This window comes from Arthrobacter sp. AOP36-F1-5 (genome assembly GCF_058137995.1).
In genome coordinates this window covers 2,197,207-2,218,347 of sequence record NZ_CM176892.1, presented here as the reverse complement: position 1 = coordinate 2,218,347, position 21,141 = coordinate 2,197,207, and the positions used below count along the sequence as shown (strand labels likewise).

Below are 21,141 nucleotides of genomic sequence, written 5' to 3'. Positions count from 1 at the left end.
CCATACACGCGAAGGCTATCCGGCGTCGGTTGTTCTTCTGATTCCGGTACTAGTGTCAACATCGATTGAAGTGCTCTCTTCCGATGATTCGTCGGAGTAGTTCCCTGGGGTAATGAGCCCTGTGAGGTCGTCCGCGTCGTTTCTTGTGTCGTGATTCGGGGAATGCCCAAACTGGGCGAGCGGCTGGATCCTGATCTCTTCGAGGATCTGGCAGTCGCGGTAGTACATGTCTGGATGGGTGAGCGTCCGAGAAAGCGTGAGTTGCCCCAGCCGACCTGCTGCAACTGTGTAGAACAATCCAATGTGTCCAACCGGGTCGGGGAACAGTGCTTCTCCGTCTTCCGGCTTGTCTGACAACGTTGGCTCTGCGAGACGGGCGGTCCTTGGTCGGGCGACAAGTGGAACAGGACCATTGAGGTCCGGGTGTCTCAGTCGAATCCGTATCCCGTCGGACGCTCTTGTCTGCACTCGGACTGGCGAGGACGTGAGGGCTGACATGTGTTGCGTCGCCAGGATCACACCTTCCCTAATAAGCGCGTGAAGAAGGATGCCGTTCTTGCGGTTTTCCCTCTCTTTTCTCATGAGCGACGATTCTTGGATTGAGTTGTCGAGGATTCCAGCCAACGTCTTGAGCTCGCTTGAAGCCATGCTGGCACATTCGGTGAGATCGATGCTACGTGTAATCATGATGAAATTTTACATGCTATTCCCACATTCTTCGATAGGTCTTCGGCGCGTCGCTTCTGGAGCATCGACGCCCGATTGACGTTGTTGGCAGAACTTAGTTTACATGCAAACAGCGTTTCATAGTATGTGTCTATGGGTAGAAGTGATGGCAATTACAGATAACACGGTGGGTCGCGTCTGCACGTGGTCATCCCGGATATCACCAGAAAACACTGGTCGGTCAACATCAGGAAATTCATTGCCAGGGCATCTCGCCTTGATCATCTGGTTGAGCTGGGATCGCTCAGCCGACAGGCCGCTGACTATTTGCACTCCGCTGTTGGGGCTGGACTCAATGTGCTGGTCTCCGGGGCCACACAGGCAGGAAAAACTACGCTGCTGAATTGCCTGGCTTCGGGGATCGGTAGCCGCGAGCGAGTCATCACGGTGGAGGAGATCTTTGAACTCAAGATTCCACTGCGCGATGTAGTGGCCATGCAGTGCCGCCAGTCGAACTTGGAAGGTCACGGCCAAATCGACATGCGCCGCATCGTCAAGGAGGCTCTGCGCATGCGGCCGGACAGGATCATTGTCGGAGAAGTCCGCGAAGCAGAAGCGTTGGACATGCTGATCGCGATGAACTCGGGACTTCCGGGGATGGCTAGCGTTCACGCCAACTCCGCCCGGGACGCCGTCACGAAAATCTGTACGCTGCCCCTGCTGGCCGGAGAAAACATCAACTCCAATTTCGTGCTGCCGACCGTTGCCTCCTGCATCGACCTGGTGGTGCACTGCGAGCGGAGTGCTGCGGGGCATCGCAGGGTTTCCGAGATCATCAAGCTAGGTCGCAGGGTCGAAAACGGCATCATCGAGTCCTCGACGACGTTCAAACGGACCGACGGCGAACTACGGATGGCTCCGTCGGCGGATCTGGCCCACGACAAGTTCGACAACGCTGGAATCGACCCGACCTTGCTCTTGGGGGTCGGACAATGACTTTGGTCTGGGGGCTGGTCTTGGGCCTGGGACTCCTATTGGTTTGGCAGGCATGCTGGAGCGAACCAGCGAAGCCGGCGAAACCACGGAAGCGCCGAATCCAGGCGCTGCTGTTGCGTGCCGGACTGGATAAGGTCAGTGTCGCTGGCTTCATGTCTGCCATGCTGCTCTGTTTCGTCATCGTCGCCGTGATCGTCTTTGTTGTGACGTTGTCGCCGCTGATCGCTCCCATATTCGGAGCTTTTGGCACACTCGTCCCGATGTTGGTCGTCCGCTGGCGTGCAGCCAAGCGAGCAATGGTGCTCCGGGAGCAATGGCCGGATGTGGTCGACCATCTTCGGTCGGCCATCCGGGCCGGTCTGTCGTTGCCGGAGGCGCTGATGCAATTGGGGGTTCAAGGCCCCGAGCAACTCCGGCCGGCCTTTACGGAATTCGGGCTCGACTACCGGGCAACGTCGCATTTTGTTGATGCGATGGAGCGACTACGGTACCGACTGGCAGATCCCGTCGCCGACAAGATCGTTGCGGCCCTGATGATCACCCGCGAGGTCGGTGGCTCGGATCTGGGAGAGATGCTGGGGACTTTGGGCGGGTTCCTCCGCGATAGTGCCCGCACCCGTGGCGAGCTCGAAGCTCGACAGTCATGGACGGTGAACGCGGCGCGCCTGGCCGTCGCTGCTCCCTGGGTGATCCTGCTACTCATGGCGTCCCAGCCACAAGCGGTCAAAGCATATTCAACGGTCGGAGGCGCCGTCGTACTTTTGGGCGGGCTGTTCATTTCCTTCTTGTGCTACAGGATCATGCTGGGTATTGGGACATTGCCCTCCGAGGAAAGAATCCTCAAATGACGGGCTCAATTGCCTGGTCCCTGGCGTTGGGGCTGCTGCTGGGCTCAGGACTCTGGTTGTGTTTTGTGAGACTTCCCGCCCTGCGTCGGGTGAAGTTCTCAGATCGCATTTCCGGGCAATTGCGCCCGGCCGCGAATCCTTCCGGGACCCGCCCCGGTCAAGTTGCGGCGGAAACGCCACTGGGTCCGCTGGTCAAGATCCTCTGGCCGGTCCTGAAGGATCTTGTCACCATGTTGAACCGTTTCAATCCGGCTGGGGGAGGAATTCAACGGCGGCTCCAACGGGCAGGACTGGTGGCGAGCGTTACCGAATACCGGATATCGCAATTGACTTATGCAGGTGCCGGACTTCTGCTGGGAAGCATTTTCGTTGTCGCATCGGCGGCGAGGGGGAACTTCAACGGGGTCCTGGCAATCACGGTGCTGTTGATCGCGGGGGTAGCGGGATTTGCGTTCCGAGAATGGCATCTCACGGAGCTGGGGACCCGACGGAGCCGGAGGATTCTGGGGCAGTTTCCGAGCATTGCCGAACTCATCGCCTTGGCCGTGGGGGCGGGGGAGAGCACAGTGGGGGCCATCGAGCGTATCTGCAGCACTGCCGAAGGCGATTTACCGGACGAATTCAAGGCCCTATTGGCGGATGTTCGATCCGGAACGCCCATGACAACGGCGTTCCAACGGCTGGCCAGAAGACTTGATCTCAACGCAATGACCCGATTTTCCGACGCAATCACGGTCGCAGCAGAGCGCGGGACGCCATTGGCAGAAGTGTTGCGGGCCCAAGCCCAAGATGTCCGGGACGCAGCCAAAAGAGAGTTGATGGAGACTGCCGGGCGTAAGGAAATCAGCATGATGATCCCCGTTGTCTTCGGCATGCTCCCGCTCACCATCGTCTTCGCCGTCTATCCGGGTCTCTCGCTGATCGACATGAACCTCTGAATGCCGAATGGGGTCTTATCCGCGGCATCCAGCCATCTAGCAGGAAGGCACAACACAATGAAGTACGCATGGAGCCAAGCCAGGGCACTCGGATTGACGGCGACGTTGATCTGCATGGCCAGGGTCCAAGGCCTCGGCTCGCGGTTTCGCGATGACGAACGGGGAGATGTACCTGGGTGGGTCATGATCACGCTGATGTCTGCGGTGCTGGTGGCGGCGCTGCTCGCCGTCGCGGGCCCGCGATTGAGCGATCTGTTCAACCAGGCCATCAACCGGGTATCCGGTCTCGGCTAGGAGGAGCCAGGACGAGATAGCCTCGATGAAGACTCTGCAGCATGCCGACAGGTGTCGCACGAAGCACGGCGCGGAAGCCGGTCCGGAGAACGGTTCCGCCGTCGCGGAATTCGTCATGGTATCTGCCCTGTTGACGATGCTGTTCGTCTCCGTTCTGCAACTGGCACTTGTCCTGCACGTACGCAACACGTTGATGGACGCCGCCGCGTCGGGAGCGCGGTTCGGCACACTGGCTGATCGTTCACCGGCTGAGGGGGCGCAGCGTACGAGGGAACTCATCGATGGTTCGCTGGGGCCGGGACTGAACAAGGACGTCGAATTCACAGCCACGACCATCGGCGGTCAGCCTGGGCTCAAGATAACAGTCAGCACTCCCTTACCACTGCTGGGGTACTTTGCGGTGGGTGGGCATCTGCATGTCAGCGGGGAAGCGGCGCGATATGGCGGATAGGGAGCTCATGAAACGAATCCGCCAGACGTGGGCCGATGGGCATTCATCGGAACGTGGATCCTCCATGGTTGAATTCATCTTCCTCGGGGTCCTCCTGCTGGTTCCGGTCACCTACCTCATCATCAGCGCTTCGCAGTTGCAGGCTGCCTCCTTCGCTGCAGTCGGTGCTGCAGACCATGCTGCAAGGACGTTCGCGACTGCCGATACCGAGACGGAAGGGGCGGCCCGGGCCAGGAACGCGGTTGAGGTGGCGTTGGGAAATCTTGCCGTGGACTCCCAGGCGGCAACGATGGAATACCGGTGTTCGCCGTCCTGCCTTGAGCCGGGGTCGACGGTGACGGTGGATGTCTCCATTCGTGTGGGACTGCCGTACCTGCCACCAGGAGTGGACCTTGATTTCGGGCGGTCTTCCTCGTCGGCAACCGTCCGCGTTGATCGGTATGGGTGAGTCGAACATGTCCACCGGAAGACGATGGTTCACCGGACACCGCCCCGGGTGCCGCAGAGTGCACGGGGCGTGGGGCCGCCACCGACCCCCCATGACCGAGGAAACCGGACAATCGATGATCCTGATCATCGGCTATGTACTGATAGTGCTCCTCGCCGTCAGCGCGACCCTGGCTGCAACCCTGGTCAACACGCAGGCCCGCAAACTCCTGAGCGTTGCCGATAGTGCCGTCACGGCTGCGGCCGACAGCTTCGAAGTGGAGGAAAATGGCGAAGACGGTGCCCTGGACTTGCGTCTGAGCGACGAAGGAGTGGCGGCGGCCGCCGCCAAGTACGTGGCCGACGTGGGTGCGGCGGAGAGGTTCGACGGATTCGCCCTGGCGCGCGCCAGCTCCAGCGGAGACGACACCACAGCGGTCGTGCGCCTGAGCGCGGTGGTGCGCCCACCCATTATTGGTTGGTTCGTCCCCGAGGGGATTCCCATCAGCGTCGAGTCCAGTGCCCGAACCGGACTCACCAGATGACGTAGTCTTGGAAGATCATGGCTTCTACTGACTTTCCCGCGGAAATCCGCGACCTGCGCAATACATTCGCCTCCATCGAAGCCGTCACCGACATCGAGCGGATCAAGACGGATATCTCCGAGCTATCCGAACAGGCTGGTGTCCCTGACCTCTGGGACGATCCCGCTGCGGCGCAGGTCATCACCTCCAAGCTTTCCCACCGGCAATCCGAACTGGGCAAGATCGAGCGGCTTGAAGCCCGCATTGATGACCTTGAGGTCCTGGTCGAGCTCGCGGCAGAGGAAAACGACGCTGACTCCCGGGCCGAAGCCGAGAAGGAGCTGAAGTCCCTGCGCAAGGCGCTCAGCCAGCTCGAAGTCGTCACCCTGCTTGCCGGGGAATACGACGAGCGGGCCGCGGTGGTCACCATCCGTGCCGGCGCCGGTGGTGTTGATGCCGCAGACTTCGCCGACATGCTCATGCGCATGTATCTGCGCTGGGCCGAACGCCACGGCTACACGACGACGGTCATGGACACCTCCTACGCCGAGGAAGCCGGCCTGAAGTCCGCGACGTTCGAGGTCAATGCCCCTTACGCCTTCGGGACGTTATCCGTCGAGGCAGGTACCCACCGGCTGGTGCGGATCAGTCCCTTCGACAACCAGGGACGTCGCCAGACCTCCTTTGCTGCTGTTGAAGTCATCCCGCTCATCGAAAAGACCGACTCGGTAGAGATCCCCGACAACGAGCTCAAAATCGATGTGTTCCGCTCCTCCGGCCCCGGAGGCCAGTCGGTGAACACCACCGACTCCGCCGTGCGGATGACCCACATCCCCACCGGGATCGTCGTCTCGATGCAGAACGAGAAATCCCAGATCCAGAACCGGGCCGCCGCCCTGCGCGTCATGCAGTCCCGGCTCCTCTTGGCGCGTCAGGAAGAAGAGAACGCGGCGAAGAAGGCGCTCGCCGGTGACGTCAAGGCCTCCTGGGGCGATCAGATGCGTTCGTACGTGCTCAACCCGTATCAGATGGTCAAGGACCTGCGGACCGAGCACGAGGTCGGCAATACCGGTGCCGTCTTCGACGGGGAGATCGACGACTTCATCGACGCAGGAATCCGCTGGCGGGCCAACGCCCGGCATGAACACGCCGAATAACACCCGTCACGACGCCCCGCAGAGGCCGCCGTCCCCTGACAGTTCCACCGCTGCCGTGCAATGATCCGAGTGCAGCGATCAACGGCGTGCTGCTTGGCCGGCCGCCTTCGATGATCGCTGGAACAGCGTGAAGTGCGAGAACGGGAGCAAAGCAATGAGCGGATATCTGCAGGGACGCCAGGCAATCGTCACCGGGGGAGCCAGCGGCATCGGAGCCGCATGTGCCCGGGCCTTTGCCGAGCGTGGTGCAACGGTCACGGTCGCGGACCTCAACGGGGAAGCTGCCGAGCAGGTCGCCTCCGAGATCGGCGGCAAGGCATGGCAGATCGACCTGGGGGACACCTCGGCGCTGGAGGACCTCAGCCTGGAAGCGGACATCCTGGTGAACAATGCAGGGATCCAGCGCATCAACCCCGTGCACGAATTCGTTCCCGACGACTGGCGGCTGATCCACCGGCTCATGCTCGAAGCGCCCTTCCTGCTCATCCGTGCGGTGCTTCCGGGCATGTATGAACGTGGGTTCGGGCGGATCATCAACCTCTCGAGCATCCATGGGCTGCGCGCCTCCGCCTATAAGAGTGCCTATGTCGCCGCGAAGCATGGCCTAGATGTACTCGGCCATCAGGTTGGTGACAGGCGGCTGGTCGGGGGTTTGCCTCCGAGTGCGGTGTGGCGTCGGACAGTGTTGTAGACCTCGAGCCATGGGGCAAGGGCAGCGCTACGGTCGGCGTTGGTGGTGAACACCTGGCGGTAGGCCCATTCGGTGGCCAGGGTTCGGTTGAACCGCTCGACCTTGCCGTTCTGCCATGGGCAGTGCGGTTTGATGAACTTGTGCTTCGCGCCCAGATCGCTGATGGCGGTAGCGAAGTCTTCTGAGCGGCGGTACGACCAGTGGTTGTCGGTGATCACCCGCTCGATCTGGGCGATGCCATGGACATCAAAGAACACCGCTGCACGTCGCAAGAACCCCGCACAGGTGGTGCCCTTTTCGTCACCGAGGATCTCGGAGTACGCCAACCGGGAGTGGTCGTCGACCATCGAGTGCACGTAGTCATAGCCGATCCGGGCCTTCTTCTTCGCCGCGGTTGACCCCATCTGGCGGCCATGGGCTTTCCACCCACCGCCGTCAGGGATCTTGCCGATCTTCTTCACATCGACATGGACCAGCTCACCGGGCCGGTCGCGTTCGTAGCGCACCGCTGTGGTCTTCGAGGCCCGGATCACCTCACCGGTCAACGGGTCACACTCGCGTAGATAGGGGACCGCGTGGCGGCGCAGCACCCGCGAGACTGTGCGAGCTGGGATGTTGAGGTCAGCGCCGATCCAGTCCTGGCCGTGTCGTTGCTCGTGGCGCAGCGCCACGATTCTTTCCTCAACCTCGACCGAGGTCTGGCGTGGACTGTGGTGCGGGCGCGAGGACCGATCGAGAAGGCCCGCAGAACCCTCACTACGGAACCGATTGATCCATCGGTGCGCGCACTGACGAGACACACCCTGGGCTCGCGCAGCATGCGCGACTGCCCACCCCTGGACACAGACCCGCTCTACGAGCAATTGCCGGCCACGCAAGTTCAGCCGGGCATTACGGTGGGACATGAAGACCTCCGGACGGTTGGCGACTTAGACATCACCCACCGCACCCGGAGGTCTTCGCTACGTCAAGAGCCCGGGACCGTCACCAACCTCCCGGCCGAGTACACCTAGAAGGCCTGTCCAAGGTCACCGCATTGGAAGGGGGAGAGTACGGGGTGACCAGCAACTGCATCGAACCCGCCTACGTGAGAACACCCCTCGTCGAGGACCAGATCGCCGATCAGGCCAAGATCCACGGCATCGGCGAGGACGAAGTCATCTCCTCGATCATGCTCACCGAATCGGCCGTCAAACGGCTCGTCGAGCCCGAGGAAGTCGGATCCTTGGCGGCATGGCTGGCCTCTCCGGACGCCGGCATGGTCACCGGGGCTTCCTACACCGTCGACGGCGGATGGAGCGCCCGATGATGTAGGTGCCCCGGGAAGGGCGGACCAATGCGGTCGGGCCCCACCGAAAGCGATAGGTTGGAACGTAATAACGGTCACAACGCCCGACGGCGGGACCGCGGCAATATTTCATCGTGCGAGGGAGGTCTTTGAAATGACCATGGATAAAAGTGTCGGTTCTGCGGCGGAGGCCGTAGCGGATATCGGGGATGGTTCCCTGATATCGGTTGGTGGTTTCGGCCTCTCGGGCAACCCGATGGCATTGATCGAGGCCCTCTTGGAACAAGGCGCGACGGGCCTGTCGGTGGTCTCCAATAACTGTGGTGTCGATGGATGGGGGCTGGGTGTGTTGCTGGCCGCCGGCAGGATCCGGAAGATGACCTCCTCCTATGTCGGGGAGAACAAGGAATTCGCCCGCCAGTACCTCACCGGGGAACTCGAATTGGAGTTGACCCCGCAGGGGACGCTGGCCGAGAAGCTGCGGGCCGGTGGATCGGGGATCGCCGCGTTCTACACCGCAGCCGGTGTCGGCACCCAGGTCGCCGAAGGCGGATTGCCGCAGAAGTACGACGCCGACGGGAACATCCTGCAGGGTTCGGAACCCAAGGAGGTGCGCTCCTTCGCCCCGGGAGGCGAGAAGAACGACTTCGTCCTGGAAGAGGCGATCGTCTCCGACTTCGCCCTGGTCCACGCGCTCAAGGGCGACAGGCACGGGAACCTGGTGTTCAACAAGGCGACCCGGCAGTTCGGCCCGCCGGCGGCGATGGCCGGGAAGGTGTGCATCGCCCAGGTCGAGGAACTCGTGGAACCCGGGGAGATCGATCCTGACCAGGTTCACCTGCCGGGGATCTATGTGCACCGTGTCCTGGAAGTGGGCCAGGACATCGAAAAGCCAGTGGAGAAGCGCACGGTGCGCCCCGCCGGTTCGACGACGAAGGAAGGTTGAGACGATGGCACTGACACGTGAGCAGATGGCCGAGCGGGCCGCACAGGAGCTGGTGGACGGGGCCTATGTGAATCTGGGCATCGGGATGCCGACTCTGGTTCCGAACTACATCCCCGCCGGCAGGACCCTGGTCCTGCAGTCGGAAAACGGAATCCTCGGGGTCGGGCCCTACCCGCTCGAGGAGGATATGGATCCCGACCTGATCAACGCAGGCAAGGAAACCGTGACGGTCAACCCGGGGGCGAGTTTCTTCGATTCGTCCATGAGTTTCGGGATGATCCGCGGCGGAAAGATCGACGTGGCGATCCTGGGAGCGATGCAGGTCTCCACCCAGGGCGATCTGGCGAACTGGATGATTCCGGGCAAGATGGTCAAGGGCCCCGGCGGGGGCATGGACCTGGTGCAAGGAGCCCGGGAAGTGATCATCCTGATGGACCATACGGCCAAGGACGGTTCGGCGAAGATCGTGCGCGAGTGCTCGCTGCCGTTGACCGGCAAGGCCGTGGTGAACCGGATCATCACCGACCTGGCGGTGATCGAGGTGACCGATAGGGGATTGGTGCTCCTGGAAACCGCCCCCGGGGTGAGCGTCGAGGAGGTCCGGGCCGCGACCGAGCCGGAACTGACCTTGGGCGGAGAGCTCGCCGGCGCATAGGCCCCGGCAGCTCCCGTGATCACGGGCCCGGTCCGGCAAGGACCGGGCCCGTTCTCTCGGGGCCGGAACCCCGACACACGCTTCCACCTGCACCCGGAGGCAGAATGTCGGGGCTAGAGTGCTCAATGCCGGTGCTGTACGTTCCCCCAGCAAAGCCCCGCATTTTCGGACACTGACCGGTGGTCCGAGTGGGCAGAACTGCCATGATCAGATTTGAGCACGTCACCAAGGTCTACGACCAGAAGTCCCGTCCGGCACTGGACGATATCGATGTCGAGATCAATCGCGGTGACTTCGCTTTCCTCGTGGGGGCCTCCGGCTCCGGTAAATCGACGTTCATCCGTCTGGTCCTGCGCGAGGACCAGGCCTCACGGGGCTCCGTCCACGTCGCCGGCCAGAATGTGGCGGGAATCCCCAACTGGAGGGTCCCTCGCATGCGTCGGGGCATCGGCGTCGTCTTCCAGGACTTCCGGCTGCTGCCCAATAAGGATGTCTTCTCCAACGTGGCCTTCGCGATGCAGGTCATCGGCAAGGGCCGGGCCTCGATCCGCAGCACCGTCCCCGAGGTCCTCAAGACCGTGGGCCTGGAGGACAAGAAACGCCGGATGCCCCACGAGCTCTCCGGCGGTGAACAGCAACGCGTGGCCATCGCCCGGGCCATCGTCAACCAACCGGGGATCCTGCTCGCGGATGAGCCGACCGGAAACCTCGACCCCGCCACCAGCGTGGGGATCATGAACATCCTCGACAAGATCAACCAAAACGGGACCACCGTGGTCATGGCCACCCACGATACGGACATCGTGAACTCGATGCGCCGTCGGGTGATCGAACTGGACGAAGGCAAACTCGTTCGCGACGAACAAGCCGGCGAATACACGGCCATGATCCCCATCGTCAATCGGGATGGCTCGCGCGAATTGCGGACCGCCGACCCGCGGGACCAGGCCATTGCCCCCTTTGACACCGAGGAGGACGAAGCATGAGACTCGCATTCATCCTCGGCGAGATCGGTTCTGGTCTACGTCGAAACCTCTCCATGGTCATCTCCGTGGTCCTGGTGACCTTCATTTCCCTGACGTTCGTCGGGGCCGCCGCGCTGACGCAAATGCAGATCACGCAGATGAAGGGCTTCTGGTACGACAAGGTCGAAGTAGCCATCTTCCTGTGTGGAGACGATTACGGCTCCCAGACCTGCGCCGATGGTGCAGTGACCGATTCGCAGCGTTCGGCCATCAAGAGCCAGCTCGACTCCGCAGCGGTGAAGCCGTATGTGGAGAGCTACGAGTACGAGTCGCAGGATCAGGCCCTGGAGCATTTCCGCGAGCAGTTCAAGAACTCGCCGATCGTGGATACCGTCACGGCGGACCAGCTCCCGGAGTCCTTCCGCGTCAAGATGGTGGACCCCGAAAAATACGACGTCATCAACGAACTGTTCACCCCCATGAAGGGCGTGGACACCGTCATCGACCAACGCGACTTGTTGGAGAAGATCTTCTCGGTCATGAATGTCGCCTCCCTGGTGGCCGTGGGCATTGCGGTGGTCATGATCTTCTGCGCCGTGCTCCTCGTGGCGACGACCATCCGGCTTTCGGCCTTCAGCCGACGAAGGGAAACCGGGATCATGCGCCTGGTCGGCGCCTCGAAGGCGGTGATCCAACTACCGTTCGTCCTGGAAGGGGTCATCGCCGCCCTCATCGGTGCCGTGCTGGCCTCGGGGACGCTGTGGGCGGTGGTGAAATACCTGATCCAAGGAAAGTTGGCGATCGAGTATCCGGACACTGCCTTCATTGCCACCAACGAGGTATTCCTGGTCGCCCCCGGCTTGCTTGCGTTGGGGATCGTCCTGGCTGGTGTATCGTCGGTCCTGACCTTAAGGCGTTACCTGAAGGTTTAGGTTGCTCCGAGCCCGTGTTCCCCGGGCTCCTTCGAGGATGAACCTGCCGTACCACTGAAAGGACCGACCCTGTGGCGGACCGCAATAGACGGAGCCTGTCCCGTGCCGTGATTAGTGGTGCCCTGGTGAGCCTGCTGTCCCTGTCGCTGATGGCTCCGGTGGCCCAGGCCGATAAGTTGGACGACCACAAGCAACAGGTCGAGAAGCAACTTGATTCCCTGGAAACCGATATGGAATTCCTCGATGCCGACATCCAGAAGACCGCGGAGAAGCTCAAGGGCTACCAGGACAAGCTTCCGGCGGCGAAGGAGAAGCTCTCGAGCGCCCGGGCCAGCGTCCAGAGTGCCACGGAGCAGGTGAACGAACTCTCCGCACGCGTGGATGCCGCGCAGGCCTCGAAGGACCAGATCGGCAGTCAAATGGACCAGGACGCCGAGAAGATGGAAGACACCCGCAAGGTCATCGGGCAGATCGCCACCCAGGCCTATAAGCGTGGGGGAGTCTCCAGCAACTTGAGCCTGATGCTCAACTCCAACTCCGAGCAAGGAAACCTCGCCGACAGCCTGGGCCTGGCCAACCAGGCGCTGCGCAGCCAGAATGCCGTACTGAGCGATCTGAGCCAACAGCAGGCGACCGATGCCAACGTCCAGGCACGACTGGCCGCCGTCGAAGAGGAGATCAGCGACCTCAAGGGCCAGGCAGAAGCGGCACTGGTCCGGGAGCAGGCGGCCCGGGACGAGGCTGAAGCCTCAAAACGCCATGTCGACGAACTCATCGATGGCGCCCAGGAAGCCAGCGAGGAACTCAACGCCAAACGTCCTCAGATCAAGGCCCAGATCAAGAAGCAAGAGGATGAGCACGACCAGGTGGTCGCCAAGATCAAGAAGCGCCAGGAGCGTCTGATCCGTGAGGCCGCCGAACGCAAGCGCAAGGAAGAGGCTGCCAAGGCCGCTGCGGAAAAGGCCGCCAAGGTCGCCGCCGAACAAGCCGCAGAACGCGCGGCGAAGGCCGAAGCCGCGGCGCGGGCCAAACGTGCTGCCGCGGAGAAGGCCGCCCGGGCCAATGCGGCCGATGCCGCCGCGAAGCGTGCAGCAGCCGACGCGGCGGACCGGAAGGCCGCTTCCGAACGCAGCAAGAGCAAGAAGACCAGCGCCCCGGCGAAGAAGAAATCCAGCCAGGGCAATAGCGGGTCCTCCAGCAGTACGAGCAGTTGGGGCCTGTCCAAACCGACCTCCGGCGGGCATATCACCTCCACGTTCGGCTGGCGCCCCACTCCGGCAGGAACCATCGACTACGGCGGCAGGGGTGGCTACGTCCACGCCGGGCTCGACTGGGGCTTCGGTGGTCGGTGCGGTGCTCCCGTGCACGCGGCAGCTGCAGGTGAGGTCTGGTATGCCACCCTGTCCCCGACCTCGGGGAACAAGGTCCAGATCAGCCATGGCGTCGTCAAGGGCCACGCCCTGGTGACGGGCTACCACCACCTGAGCAGCTACGTCGTCCATAGCGGCCAGAAGGTCTCCAAGGGCCAACTGATCGGCTATGTCGGAACCACCGGCAACTCCACCGGCTGCCATCTGCACTTCGAAACGATCCTCGACGGCAAGGTCGTCAACCCTGCGGGACTGCTCTAGCAACCCCGCGCAGCGCCCGGTGCTCCGGGCAGGGAACCTGCAGATGGTGCCCGCATGCAGGAGCAACCGTGCCGCCCGGGCGCCGGCCCCGATGACGTAGGATTGATGTTCGACTCACCGCGGCCACGGCCCGACACCATGACGTATACAGGAGGAGGTTGGCATGCCCAAGGACACCACCGAGCGCAAGGTCATTGCGACCAACCGCAAGGCGCGCCACGATTTCCAGATCCTGGACACGTACGAAGCCGGGATGGTGCTCAGCGGAACCGAAGTGAAGTCCCTGCGCCAGGGCAAGGCCTCCCTGGTTGATGGTTTCGGCCAGTTCTATAACGAAGAGCTCTACATTGAGGGGATCTACATCCCCGAGTACCTCAACGGATCGTGGACGAACCATGCGGGCCGGCGTCGGCGGAAATTGCTGCTGCACCGTGAGGAACTCATCAAGATCACACGGAAGATCCAGGACCCCGGCTACACGATCGTGCCGCTGCAACTGTATTTCCGTGACGGGCGCGCCAAGCTGGAAATCAGTGTGGCGAAGGGCAAACGGGAATTCGACAAACGCCAGACCCTGCGCGAGAAGCAGGACAACCGCGATGCACTACGGGCCCTGCGCGAACGGAACCGCGGCGTGTCCTGATTTTGACCCCTGGATTCGGGCAGGGAATGAATCCCGCCCATCGTGGGTTATGCTAGATGTCCTGCGGGTTTCGCCCGCAGGTTGAGCGGGGAAACCCGCATTGAGAAATTCATACGGGGATGATCGGTTTCGACGATGTGAGTCGCGACAGGAGAAGCGGGCCGAGGACGCAAAGTTATCTCGTAAACGCTCTTTGCAAAACACAAGTGCCAACTCAAAGCGCACTGACTTCGCTCTCGCTGCCTAAGCAGCCAGACAGTCCGTCAGCCAGGGATTGCTATCGGCCCTGATACTGGCGTCGTTTAGATAGCCACTGCTCAACACCTTTGTCATCGGGGTGTCGGGCATAATTCAGATGACTGTGCTCGGGGTATCCCGAAAGGGTCCAGCCGCATGTTTGTGAGACGGCTGTTGGAGCAGAGAAAACCCATAGCAGACTGCGCCCGGAGAAGTCCTGGCAACACCACATCGGACGGGGGTTCAATTCCCCCCATCTCCACGGTTGAAAGGCCTCGGAATCCTCGTGATTCCGGGGCCTTTTGCGTGCTGTCCCGGCTATCGCGGGCCGCATGCTTAGAATGGAAGAGACACCGGGACCCGAATGTTCCAGAAGGTGTACCAAATATTCAGGCTGCCCGCTCCCGGGCTGCCCCTCGAGGGGAAAGGCAGAAGGCATGGAAGAGGAACCGCAGAACGCTGCGGAAGTCGTGGCGGACAAGCCTTCCGGAACGCCGATCCGTCCCGCCGGGATCTTGGCATTCGTCCTGGAGGTGGCACTGCTGTGTGCCGCCGGGCTCTGGGCGATCGAGTTCCTGCCGCTGGCACCGGTGGTGTCCGTCCTCGTGGTGTTGATCCCGCTCGTCATCCTCTGGGGGCTCCTGCTCTCGCCCCAGGCGCCGTGGCGGCTGGGATGGCCCATCCACCCTGTGGTCGCCCACGTGCTGTTCCTGCTGGGTGTGGCGGCGTTGTGGAGTGCAGGACACCTCTGGCTCGCCGGCATCATGTTGGTGCTGACACTCGCCAGCGGAGTCATGAACTGGCTCAAGCGCGAGGAACTGGCTAGCGACGCGCAGGCCCAACGCCGCAACCGGCGTCGTCCCGCAGGACGCCGCGCCGCGCGCTGAAGCCTAGGCGCGTTCCCACGGGGAGGCGTGGTCGGCCCGCTGGTCGGCTGGGGCGCCGGAGTCGGGCACCACGGAATCGGGTGAACCGTTGAGCAGGTCCAGGGTGGCCTCGTGCAGCAGGGAGTTGGTGGCCAGCGCGTTGCCTCCCATGCAGCCGTCCTCGCCGTCCAGGGACGTGAAGCGTCCTCCTGCCTCGGTGACGATCGGGACCAGGGCGGCCATGTCGTAGAGGTTCAGCTCCGGTTCGCAGGCGATGTCAACGGCGCCCTCGGCCAGGAGGCAGTAGGACCAGAAGTCTCCGAACGCCCGGGTGCGCCAGACGGCGTCGTGCAGATCGAGCATGTTCTCCAGCTGCCCTCGTTCGCGCCAACCGCCCAGGCTTGAATAGGACAGGGATGCGTCGGCCAGGTCGTTGATCCCCGAAACGTTCAAACGGGTGGCCGAGGCCAGGGATTTGCCGGTATAGGCGCCCGTGCCCTCGGCTCCCCACCACCGACGACCCAATGCCGGTGCCGACACCAGACCGACCACGGCGCGACCTTCATCCATGAGTGAGATCAGCGTGGCCCACACCGGAACCCCGCGCACGAAGTTCTTCGTCCCGTCGATGGGGTCGATGACCCAACGGCGGGAGCCGTGACCGGTGCTGCCGAATTCCTCGCCCAGCACCGCGTCGCGGGGGCGGGTGCGGCCCAGCTGGCTGCGGATGGCCTCCTCGGCCATCCGGTCGGCATCGGTGACCGGGGTCAGATCCGGTTTGGTCTCCACCTGCAGGTCCTGTGCCTTGAAGCGGGACATGGTCAGGGAATCGACGGAATCGGCAATGGCATGTGCCAGGCGCAGGTCGTCGTTATAGCTCATTACGTCGCGGGTCATGCCTTCAAACCTACCGCAGGAACCGCTCCGGACCGTGCTCCTAGACCGACCCTAGTTCCTTGCCCTTGGCCTTCTCCTCGACCCCGAGCAGACGCCGCAGGGAAGCCAGCCGGGCCACCCCCGAGGCATCCGCCTCGGGGCGACGGACCCAGGCATCCAGTGCGCAGCCGGGGGAGTCGGGGGTGTGCCGGCAACCGCGGGGGCAGTCCACCGAACCCTGGACCAGATCGGGGAAGGAGTCCAGGATGTGGTCCGGGTCGACCAGTGCCAGACCAAAGGAGCGGATGCCGGGCGTGTCGATGATCCAGGTCCCCGCCGGGGCCTGCTCGGCCCGCAGGGCGATGGCGGAAGACGAGGTGTGCCGTCCACGACCGGTGACGGCATTGACGCCCCCGGTGGCGCGTTGCGCCCCGGTCAGGGCATTGACCAGGGTGGACTTGCCGACCCCGGAGTGCCCCAACACCACGGTCACGCGTCCTGCCATCAGCCGTCGAAGTTCCACGATGGCGCCTTCGTCCAGCCGGGCCGAGGCGCCGTCGGCCGAACGGGCGTCGATGCCCGTCCCCTCGGCGGCGATGCTCTTGCTGGTGACGATGTCCATGTCCAGATGCCGGTAGTTTTCCAGCAGCTCGGCCGGATCCTTGATATCGGTCTTGGTCACGCACAGGATGGCGTCGATGCCTGCGTCGAAGGCCGCGACCAGCGCCCGGTCGATGAACCCGGTCCTGGGCTCCGGATTGGCAGCAGCGACCACGATGACCAGCTGATCGGCATTGGCCACGACGATGCGCTCCACCGGATCGGTGTCATCGGCGCTGCGTCGCAGCACCGTGTCGCGATCCTGGATCCTGACCAGGCGGGCCAGGGTATCCGGCTGGCCGGTGGTGTCGCCCACCAAGGCGACGAAGTCCCCGGGGACGACGGGGGAGCGCCGCAACTCCCGGGCCCGGGCCGCGATGACGATCCGCTCGGTGGCGGTGTCCTCGTCCAGGATCGCCGTATAGCGGCCGCGATCAACGGTGATGATCCGCCCGATGACGGCCTCGTCATAGGAGGGCCTGTCCTTCGTCCGCGGGCGGGATCCTTTCTTATTGGGGCGGATCCTGACATCTGATTCGTCCCAACTGCGGGCATCACGCGCCATCGTCAGGCCCCGCCGGTCGCAGCCAGTTCCTGCCACAACCCGGGGAAATCGGGCATGGTCTTCGCCGTGGTGCCGATGTCTTCGATCCGGACCCCGTCCACGGCCAAGCCGATCACCGCACCGGCGGTGGCCATGCGATGGTCCTCATAGCTGTGGAAGAGTCCTCCCCGGTCGACGGGTCGGCGGATCAGTATCCCGTCGGCGAGTTCCTCGGCCTCACCGCCGAGGGCCTTGATCTCGGTGACCAGGGCGGCCAGCCGGTCCGTTTCGTGCCCCCGGAGGTGCCCGATGCCCGTCAGGCGGCTTTCAGAACCCGCCAGGGCAGCCAGCGCTGCCACCGTGGGGGCCAGTTCCGAGGCGTCGGCCAGCTCGATGCCGTCGATGGTTCCGTGGCCGTTGACCGTGAGTACCCCGCCCTCATATGAAGTCGTGGCCCCCATCCGGGTGAGGATCTCCGGCCAACGGGCACCGACCTGGGTGGTTTCGGCGGGCCAATCCGGCACCCGGACCGTGCCCCCGGCGGCCAATGCGGCGGCGAGGAAGGGGCCGGCATTGGAAAGGTCGCGTTCGATGGCGACGTCGAAGGCCTCCACGGTCCCGGGGTGGACGAGCCACTGGTTGGGGGCGGGCTCATCGATCCGGATCCCGACCTCGCGCAGCGTGGCGATCGTCATGTGGATATGGTCCAGGCTCGGCACCGAATCGCCGTCGTGCTCGATCCGCAGGCCGTGCTGGAAGAAGGCCCCGACGAGCAGCCAGGCGGAAATGAATTGCGAGGAACCGCTGGAATCGACCCGTAGATCCCCTCCGGCCACCACACCCGTGGCCTCGAGCGTGAAGGGCAGCATGCCGGGGTCCTCGTCCACGACCTGCAGACCCAGATCCTTCAAGGCGGTGACCACGGGGGCCATGGGACGGACCCGGGCGGCCGGGTCGCCGTCGAAGAACACGGTGGCATCGAGCAGGGCGGCCAACGGCGGGACGAACCTCATGACCGTCCCGGCCAGGCCGCAGTCGACGGTGAGCGCACCACGGGCCACCGTGCGGTCGATGGGGGTGATGAGCAGATCCTGCCCGGCCCCGTCGTGGCTGCGGCGTTCCTCGATCCCTGCACCCAGGACCCGAAGGGCCTGGATCATCAGGTCGGAATCGCGGGAACGCAACGGCTTGCGCAATCGCGAGGGGCCATCCGCCAGGGCGGCCAACAACAGGTATCGGTTGGTCAACGACTTCGACGCCGGGACCTGCACGGTGGCATCGATCCGGCCATGCGCCCGCGGGGCCGGCCAGTCGGTGGTGGACTCGGGGGTGATGGTGTTGCTGCTCATGACGTGTGCTCTAGCGGCCGACCACGTCTTCTGCGGCCTTGCGGGCATCCTGGGCCCCGTCACGCACCGTCTTGGAAAGTTCCTTATTGGCCTTGGCCAGCTGCCTGCGGGCATCCTTGCCGAGGTGGCGGGCACGCCAGGCCATCGACGGGGCACCATCGGTGTCCACGCTGGCCAGCAGGACGCCTCCGGCGAGGGAAAGATTCTTGACCCGGCTGGACGTCAACAGCTTGGACTCGCCGGCGTTGTCGTTGAAACCGGTGACGGCGGAGGAACCGACCAGGACGAAGGCCGAGAAACGCGGGAACTTGCCCAGGGCCAGCATCAGCCCCGACAGGACCTGGGCTGCGCCGATGCAGCGGGCGGCCAGGGCCGGCTTCGCGGCAACCGATTCCAGTTGGGGGAACACCGAGGCGGCACGACGCAGATTCGGGCGCAACCGCTCACCACTCTCCTCGGGCTTGCGGACGCGGTCCAGACCGGTCAACACGAAGCTGGAAGCCAGCAGGGGACGGGCAATCAGGCGAGCCAGGGACATCGATTCCTCCAAGGAGTCGGGAGTGCGTTCACATGCTTGTCCTAGTCTCGCACTTTTTCGGTTCGGACGGTGCCCCGATCACCGTCGGAAGGGAATAGGCAGCCAAATCGTGCTGTTGTGAAGTACAAGAGGCCGGTGGCAGAGAACCACCGCAACCGCGATGGCGGCTTAATGAGACTTCGAAAGGGGGTGCTGCCGAGCATGCCGACATTGACTTGCGCCGAACGAGTGGCCCAGCCAACGCCCAGTCGTCCGGCTCCCGGTCTAGACTGGGCCGTGATGAGCACTTCACAGCAAGGGACCGAAGCCGTCCCCGAGGGTCGCGAGACCGAAGCGCAGCAGCGCGCACGGTTCGAGCGGGATGCCCTGCAATATGTCGACCAGCTCTATTCGGCGGCGATGCGCATGGCGCGTAATCCCGCCGATGCCGAGGACCTGGTCCAGGAGGCCTACACCAAGGCCTATTCGGCGTTCCACCAGTACAAACCAGGCACCAATCTGAAGGCCTGGCTGTACCGGATCCTGACGAACACCTATATCAACCTCTATCGCAAGCGCCAGCGCGAACCGTTGCGTTCCAGCACCGATACGGTCGAGGACTGGCAAATGGCGAAGGCCGCGCAGCACACGTCCACCGGACTGCGCTCGGCCGAGGCGGAAGCGTTGGACCACTTGCCGGATTCCGACGTGAAGCAGGCGCTGCAGTCGATTCCCGAGGAGTTCCGTCTGGCCGTGTACTTCACGGATGTGGAGGGCTACGCCTATAAGGAAGTGGCCGAGATCCTCGGCATTCCGATCGGTACCGTCATGTCGCGGTTGCACCGGGGGCGCAAGCAACTCAGGGAACTACTCGCCGACTACGCCGCCACCAGGGGACTGGGCACGGCGCAGAAGGAGACGGACCGCCCGGCGGCGGCCGGACAAGGGAGGAAATGATGGGCGACTGCCAATCGTTGGGCGACTGCGGAGACGAACGGATCGCCCGTCTGTACGAATACCTCGACGGTGCACTGTCGGTGGATGACCTCAAGGACGTCCGCGAACACCTCGAGGGGTGTGAGGAATGCACCCACGAATACGACCTTGAATGCATCATCCGGTCGGTCGTGAAGCGCAGCTGCCAGGAAGTGGCACCGAATACGCTCAAGACCCGGATCATGAGCCGGATCAGCGAGCTGCGGGTGGAGACCCGGCACGACTGACCCACAACACAAAGGAGCCCACATCCTGAAGGATGTGGGCTCTTCGCTGTTCACCTGGTTTAGGTGTTCGGACGCTTACCGTGGTTCGCGCCCTTCTTGGCGCGGCCGCGGCGCTTACGTGCACGCTTGCTCATAGCTGCCTCCTGCTCTTCTCGGGGATTCTAGCTGCCCTCCATCTTGTCACACCCGGGGACCCGGTCCTATTCACCGGCACCCGGACGGAGCTACGCCCCGGTCGGTTCCGCGAGATCCAACCAGCTGTACCAGCCACGGTGGAGGACCAGCCAGGCAATGAGACCGTGGCCTGCCTGTCCCGGCAGGCCCCCGTTGGCGGCCAGGTCGTTGCGCCACTGTTCGTGGTTCTGCAACGGCGTGAAGGTGTCGACGTACGCGTGGTGGCGGCGGGAGGCGACATCGGCATAGGCAGCCGACAAATCGGCCAACCGGGCGTTGCGCTCCTGATCGAGGGAGGGGATCGGGCCCACGACCATGGCCTTGATGCTCATCTGTGACGCGGCATCAAGGATGTTGGCCAGATTCAGCCTGCTGCGGGCGGTGGAAAGCCCGAGGTCGAGGTCGAAATCGGACAGGGCCACCACCAGACGGTTGTCGCAGCCCTCGCCGAAACGCCGGCCAGCCTCCTGCAACCACCGTTCGGCCAGTGCCTCGGTGCCCTCGTCCGGGGAAGCCAGCGTGTAGCTCTGGAGTCGGAAGTCATCACCCGTGGTGCGGGCCAGGACCCGACCATACCAACCCAGTGACCGCGGGTCACCGTGTCCGGCGAGGATCTCGTTGCCGATGGCGGCGATGCGAATGGTTCGTTGTTCCACGAAAGACCTTTCTGCGCGGTACGCCCACCATGACGGGGGGCCTGCTAC

General features: G+C 63.4%; 24 protein-coding genes, 1 other RNA gene and 3 pseudogenes. 20 read left to right on the top strand and 8 right to left on the bottom strand.

All coding sequences use genetic code 11. The features are described 5' to 3' along the window. Positions 1–15: 15 nt before the first annotated feature. Positions 16–687 carry a hypothetical protein gene (locus tag AC3ZI9_RS10180; RefSeq protein ID WP_489923561.1) on the bottom strand — a complete coding sequence of 224 codons (672 nt, stop codon included), beginning with the start codon at positions 685–687 and terminating at the stop codon, positions 16–18. Positions 688–855: 168 nt separating this feature from the next. Between AC3ZI9_RS10180 and AC3ZI9_RS10175 the strand changes: the two are divergent. The 9 genes and pseudogenes from AC3ZI9_RS10175 to AC3ZI9_RS10135 all read left to right on the top strand — a co-directional run. Continuing rightward, positions 856–1,662, top strand: a pseudogene (locus AC3ZI9_RS10175) (TadA family conjugal transfer-associated ATPase); the annotation flags it as partial. Next, on the top strand, positions 1,659–2,510 hold the full coding sequence (locus tag AC3ZI9_RS10170) for a type II secretion system F family protein (RefSeq protein ID WP_444555106.1): 852 nt from the start codon (positions 1,659–1,661) through the stop codon (positions 2,508–2,510). The pseudogene AC3ZI9_RS10175 and the gene AC3ZI9_RS10170, both read left to right, overlap by 4 nt. Next, on the top strand, positions 2,507–3,448 hold the full coding sequence (locus tag AC3ZI9_RS10165; RefSeq protein ID WP_444555105.1) for a type II secretion system F family protein: 942 nt from the start codon (positions 2,507–2,509) through the stop codon (positions 3,446–3,448). Before AC3ZI9_RS10170 ends, AC3ZI9_RS10165 begins: the two co-directional genes overlap by 4 nt. Before the next feature lie 114 nt (positions 3,449–3,562). After that, positions 3,563–3,742, top strand: coding sequence for a hypothetical protein (locus tag AC3ZI9_RS10160; RefSeq protein ID WP_444555148.1), 180 nt, complete (start codon positions 3,563–3,565; stop codon positions 3,740–3,742). Positions 3,743–3,767: 25 nt separating this feature from the next. Beyond that, complete coding sequence (locus AC3ZI9_RS10155) at positions 3,768–4,193, top strand: TadE family protein (RefSeq protein WP_444555104.1); 426 nt, start codon at positions 3,768–3,770, stop codon at positions 4,191–4,193. Positions 4,194–4,257: 64 nt separating this feature from the next. Further along, a complete protein-coding gene (locus tag AC3ZI9_RS10150; protein WP_444555103.1) occupies positions 4,258–4,641 on the top strand; it encodes a hypothetical protein in 384 nt (127 codons plus the stop codon). A gap of 91 nt (positions 4,642–4,732) precedes the next feature. Continuing rightward, complete coding sequence (locus tag AC3ZI9_RS10145) at positions 4,733–5,164, top strand: hypothetical protein (RefSeq protein WP_444555102.1); 432 nt, start codon at positions 4,733–4,735, stop codon at positions 5,162–5,164. A gap of 17 nt (positions 5,165–5,181) precedes the next feature. Beyond that, complete coding sequence (gene prfB, locus AC3ZI9_RS10140; protein ID WP_444555101.1) at positions 5,182–6,300, top strand: peptide chain release factor 2; 1,119 nt, start codon at positions 5,182–5,184, stop codon at positions 6,298–6,300. A 154-nt stretch (positions 6,301–6,454) separates the two neighbouring features. After that, positions 6,455–6,916: pseudogene (locus AC3ZI9_RS10135) on the top strand (SDR family NAD(P)-dependent oxidoreductase); the annotation flags it as partial. Between the two features lie 5 nt (positions 6,917–6,921). Here the strand turns inward: AC3ZI9_RS10135 and AC3ZI9_RS10130 are convergent. After that, positions 6,922–7,896: an IS481 family transposase gene (locus AC3ZI9_RS10130; protein ID WP_301497610.1), complete on the bottom strand. Its 975-nt coding sequence runs from the start codon at positions 7,894–7,896 to the stop codon at positions 6,922–6,924. A gap of 104 nt (positions 7,897–8,000) precedes the next feature. Here AC3ZI9_RS10130 and AC3ZI9_RS10125 point away from each other — a divergent pair. The 9 genes and pseudogenes from AC3ZI9_RS10125 to AC3ZI9_RS10085 form a co-directional block, all read left to right on the top strand. Further along, positions 8,001–8,300, top strand: a pseudogene (locus AC3ZI9_RS10125) (SDR family oxidoreductase); the annotation flags it as partial. A gap of 133 nt (positions 8,301–8,433) precedes the next feature. Continuing rightward, positions 8,434–9,225, top strand: a complete 792-nt coding sequence (locus AC3ZI9_RS10120; protein ID WP_444555472.1) for a CoA transferase subunit A — start codon at positions 8,434–8,436, stop codon at positions 9,223–9,225. A gap of 4 nt (positions 9,226–9,229) precedes the next feature. After that, positions 9,230–9,880, top strand: coding sequence for a CoA transferase subunit B (locus AC3ZI9_RS10115; protein WP_444555471.1), 651 nt, complete (start codon positions 9,230–9,232; stop codon positions 9,878–9,880). Between the two features lie 203 nt (positions 9,881–10,083). After that, positions 10,084–10,866, top strand: coding sequence for a cell division ATP-binding protein FtsE (ftsE, locus tag AC3ZI9_RS10110; RefSeq protein ID WP_444555470.1), 783 nt, complete (start codon positions 10,084–10,086; stop codon positions 10,864–10,866). Next, positions 10,863–11,777, top strand: coding sequence for a permease-like cell division protein FtsX (gene ftsX / locus AC3ZI9_RS10105; RefSeq protein ID WP_444555469.1), 915 nt, complete (start codon positions 10,863–10,865; stop codon positions 11,775–11,777). The genes ftsE and ftsX overlap by 4 nt, the downstream gene beginning before the upstream one ends. Positions 11,778–11,848: 71 nt before the next feature. Further along, entirely contained in the window at positions 11,849–13,408 is a 1,560-nt protein-coding gene (locus tag AC3ZI9_RS10100) for a peptidoglycan DD-metalloendopeptidase family protein (RefSeq protein WP_444555468.1), read from the top strand. Positions 13,409–13,571: 163 nt separating this feature from the next. Continuing rightward, positions 13,572–14,051: an SsrA-binding protein SmpB gene (gene smpB, locus AC3ZI9_RS10095; RefSeq protein ID WP_444555467.1), complete on the top strand. Its 480-nt coding sequence runs from the start codon at positions 13,572–13,574 to the stop codon at positions 14,049–14,051. Positions 14,052–14,166: 115 nt separating this feature from the next. Then, positions 14,167–14,553: a transfer-messenger RNA gene (ssrA, locus tag AC3ZI9_RS10090) on the top strand. A 172-nt stretch (positions 14,554–14,725) separates the two neighbouring features. Further along, the gene (locus tag AC3ZI9_RS10085) at positions 14,726–15,175 is read left to right on the top strand and encodes a YrdB family protein (protein WP_444555466.1); all 450 of its coding nucleotides are present in this window, start codon (positions 14,726–14,728) and stop codon (positions 15,173–15,175) included. Positions 15,176–15,178: 3 nt separating this feature from the next. On the opposite strand, the gene hisN is transcribed toward AC3ZI9_RS10085, so the two are convergent. From hisN to AC3ZI9_RS10065, 4 genes are read right to left on the bottom strand one after another with little or no spacing between them, the layout of a single operon-like run. Next, positions 15,179–16,051: a histidinol-phosphatase gene (hisN, locus tag AC3ZI9_RS10080; RefSeq protein ID WP_444555465.1), complete on the bottom strand. Its 873-nt coding sequence runs from the start codon at positions 16,049–16,051 to the stop codon at positions 15,179–15,181. Positions 16,052–16,091: 40 nt separating this feature from the next. Further along, positions 16,092–17,195 (bottom strand): ribosome small subunit-dependent GTPase A, encoded by a 1,104-nt coding sequence (gene rsgA / locus AC3ZI9_RS10075; protein ID WP_444555464.1) that lies wholly within the window; start codon positions 17,193–17,195, stop codon positions 16,092–16,094. Positions 17,196–17,197: 2 nt separating this feature from the next. After that, entirely contained in the window at positions 17,198–18,523 is a 1,326-nt protein-coding gene (aroA, locus tag AC3ZI9_RS10070) for a 3-phosphoshikimate 1-carboxyvinyltransferase (RefSeq protein WP_444561841.1), read from the bottom strand. 10 nt (positions 18,524–18,533) lie between these two features. Next, positions 18,534–19,061, bottom strand: a complete 528-nt coding sequence (locus AC3ZI9_RS10065; protein ID WP_444555462.1) for a DoxX family protein — start codon at positions 19,059–19,061, stop codon at positions 18,534–18,536. 279 nt (positions 19,062–19,340) lie between these two features. Here AC3ZI9_RS10065 and AC3ZI9_RS10060 point away from each other — a divergent pair, with 279 nt between their 5' ends. Together AC3ZI9_RS10060 and rsrA are read left to right on the top strand one after the other, a co-directional pair. Then, positions 19,341–19,997, top strand: coding sequence for a sigma-70 family RNA polymerase sigma factor (locus AC3ZI9_RS10060; protein WP_444555461.1), 657 nt, complete (start codon positions 19,341–19,343; stop codon positions 19,995–19,997). Then, positions 19,997–20,263, top strand: coding sequence for a mycothiol system anti-sigma-R factor (gene rsrA, locus AC3ZI9_RS10055; RefSeq protein ID WP_444555460.1), 267 nt, complete (start codon positions 19,997–19,999; stop codon positions 20,261–20,263). The genes AC3ZI9_RS10060 and rsrA overlap by 1 nt, the downstream gene beginning before the upstream one ends. A gap of 59 nt (positions 20,264–20,322) precedes the next feature. On the opposite strand, the gene AC3ZI9_RS10050 is transcribed toward rsrA, so the two are convergent. Both AC3ZI9_RS10050 and AC3ZI9_RS10045 read right to left on the bottom strand, forming a co-directional pair. Continuing rightward, a complete protein-coding gene (locus tag AC3ZI9_RS10050) occupies positions 20,323–20,397 on the bottom strand; it encodes a 50S ribosomal protein bL37 (RefSeq protein WP_444555475.1) in 75 nt (24 codons plus the stop codon). 90 nt (positions 20,398–20,487) lie between these two features. Beyond that, the gene (locus tag AC3ZI9_RS10045) at positions 20,488–21,093 is read right to left on the bottom strand and encodes a GDSL-type esterase/lipase family protein (RefSeq protein ID WP_444555459.1); all 606 of its coding nucleotides are present in this window, start codon (positions 21,091–21,093) and stop codon (positions 20,488–20,490) included. Positions 21,094–21,141 lie beyond the last annotated feature (48 nt).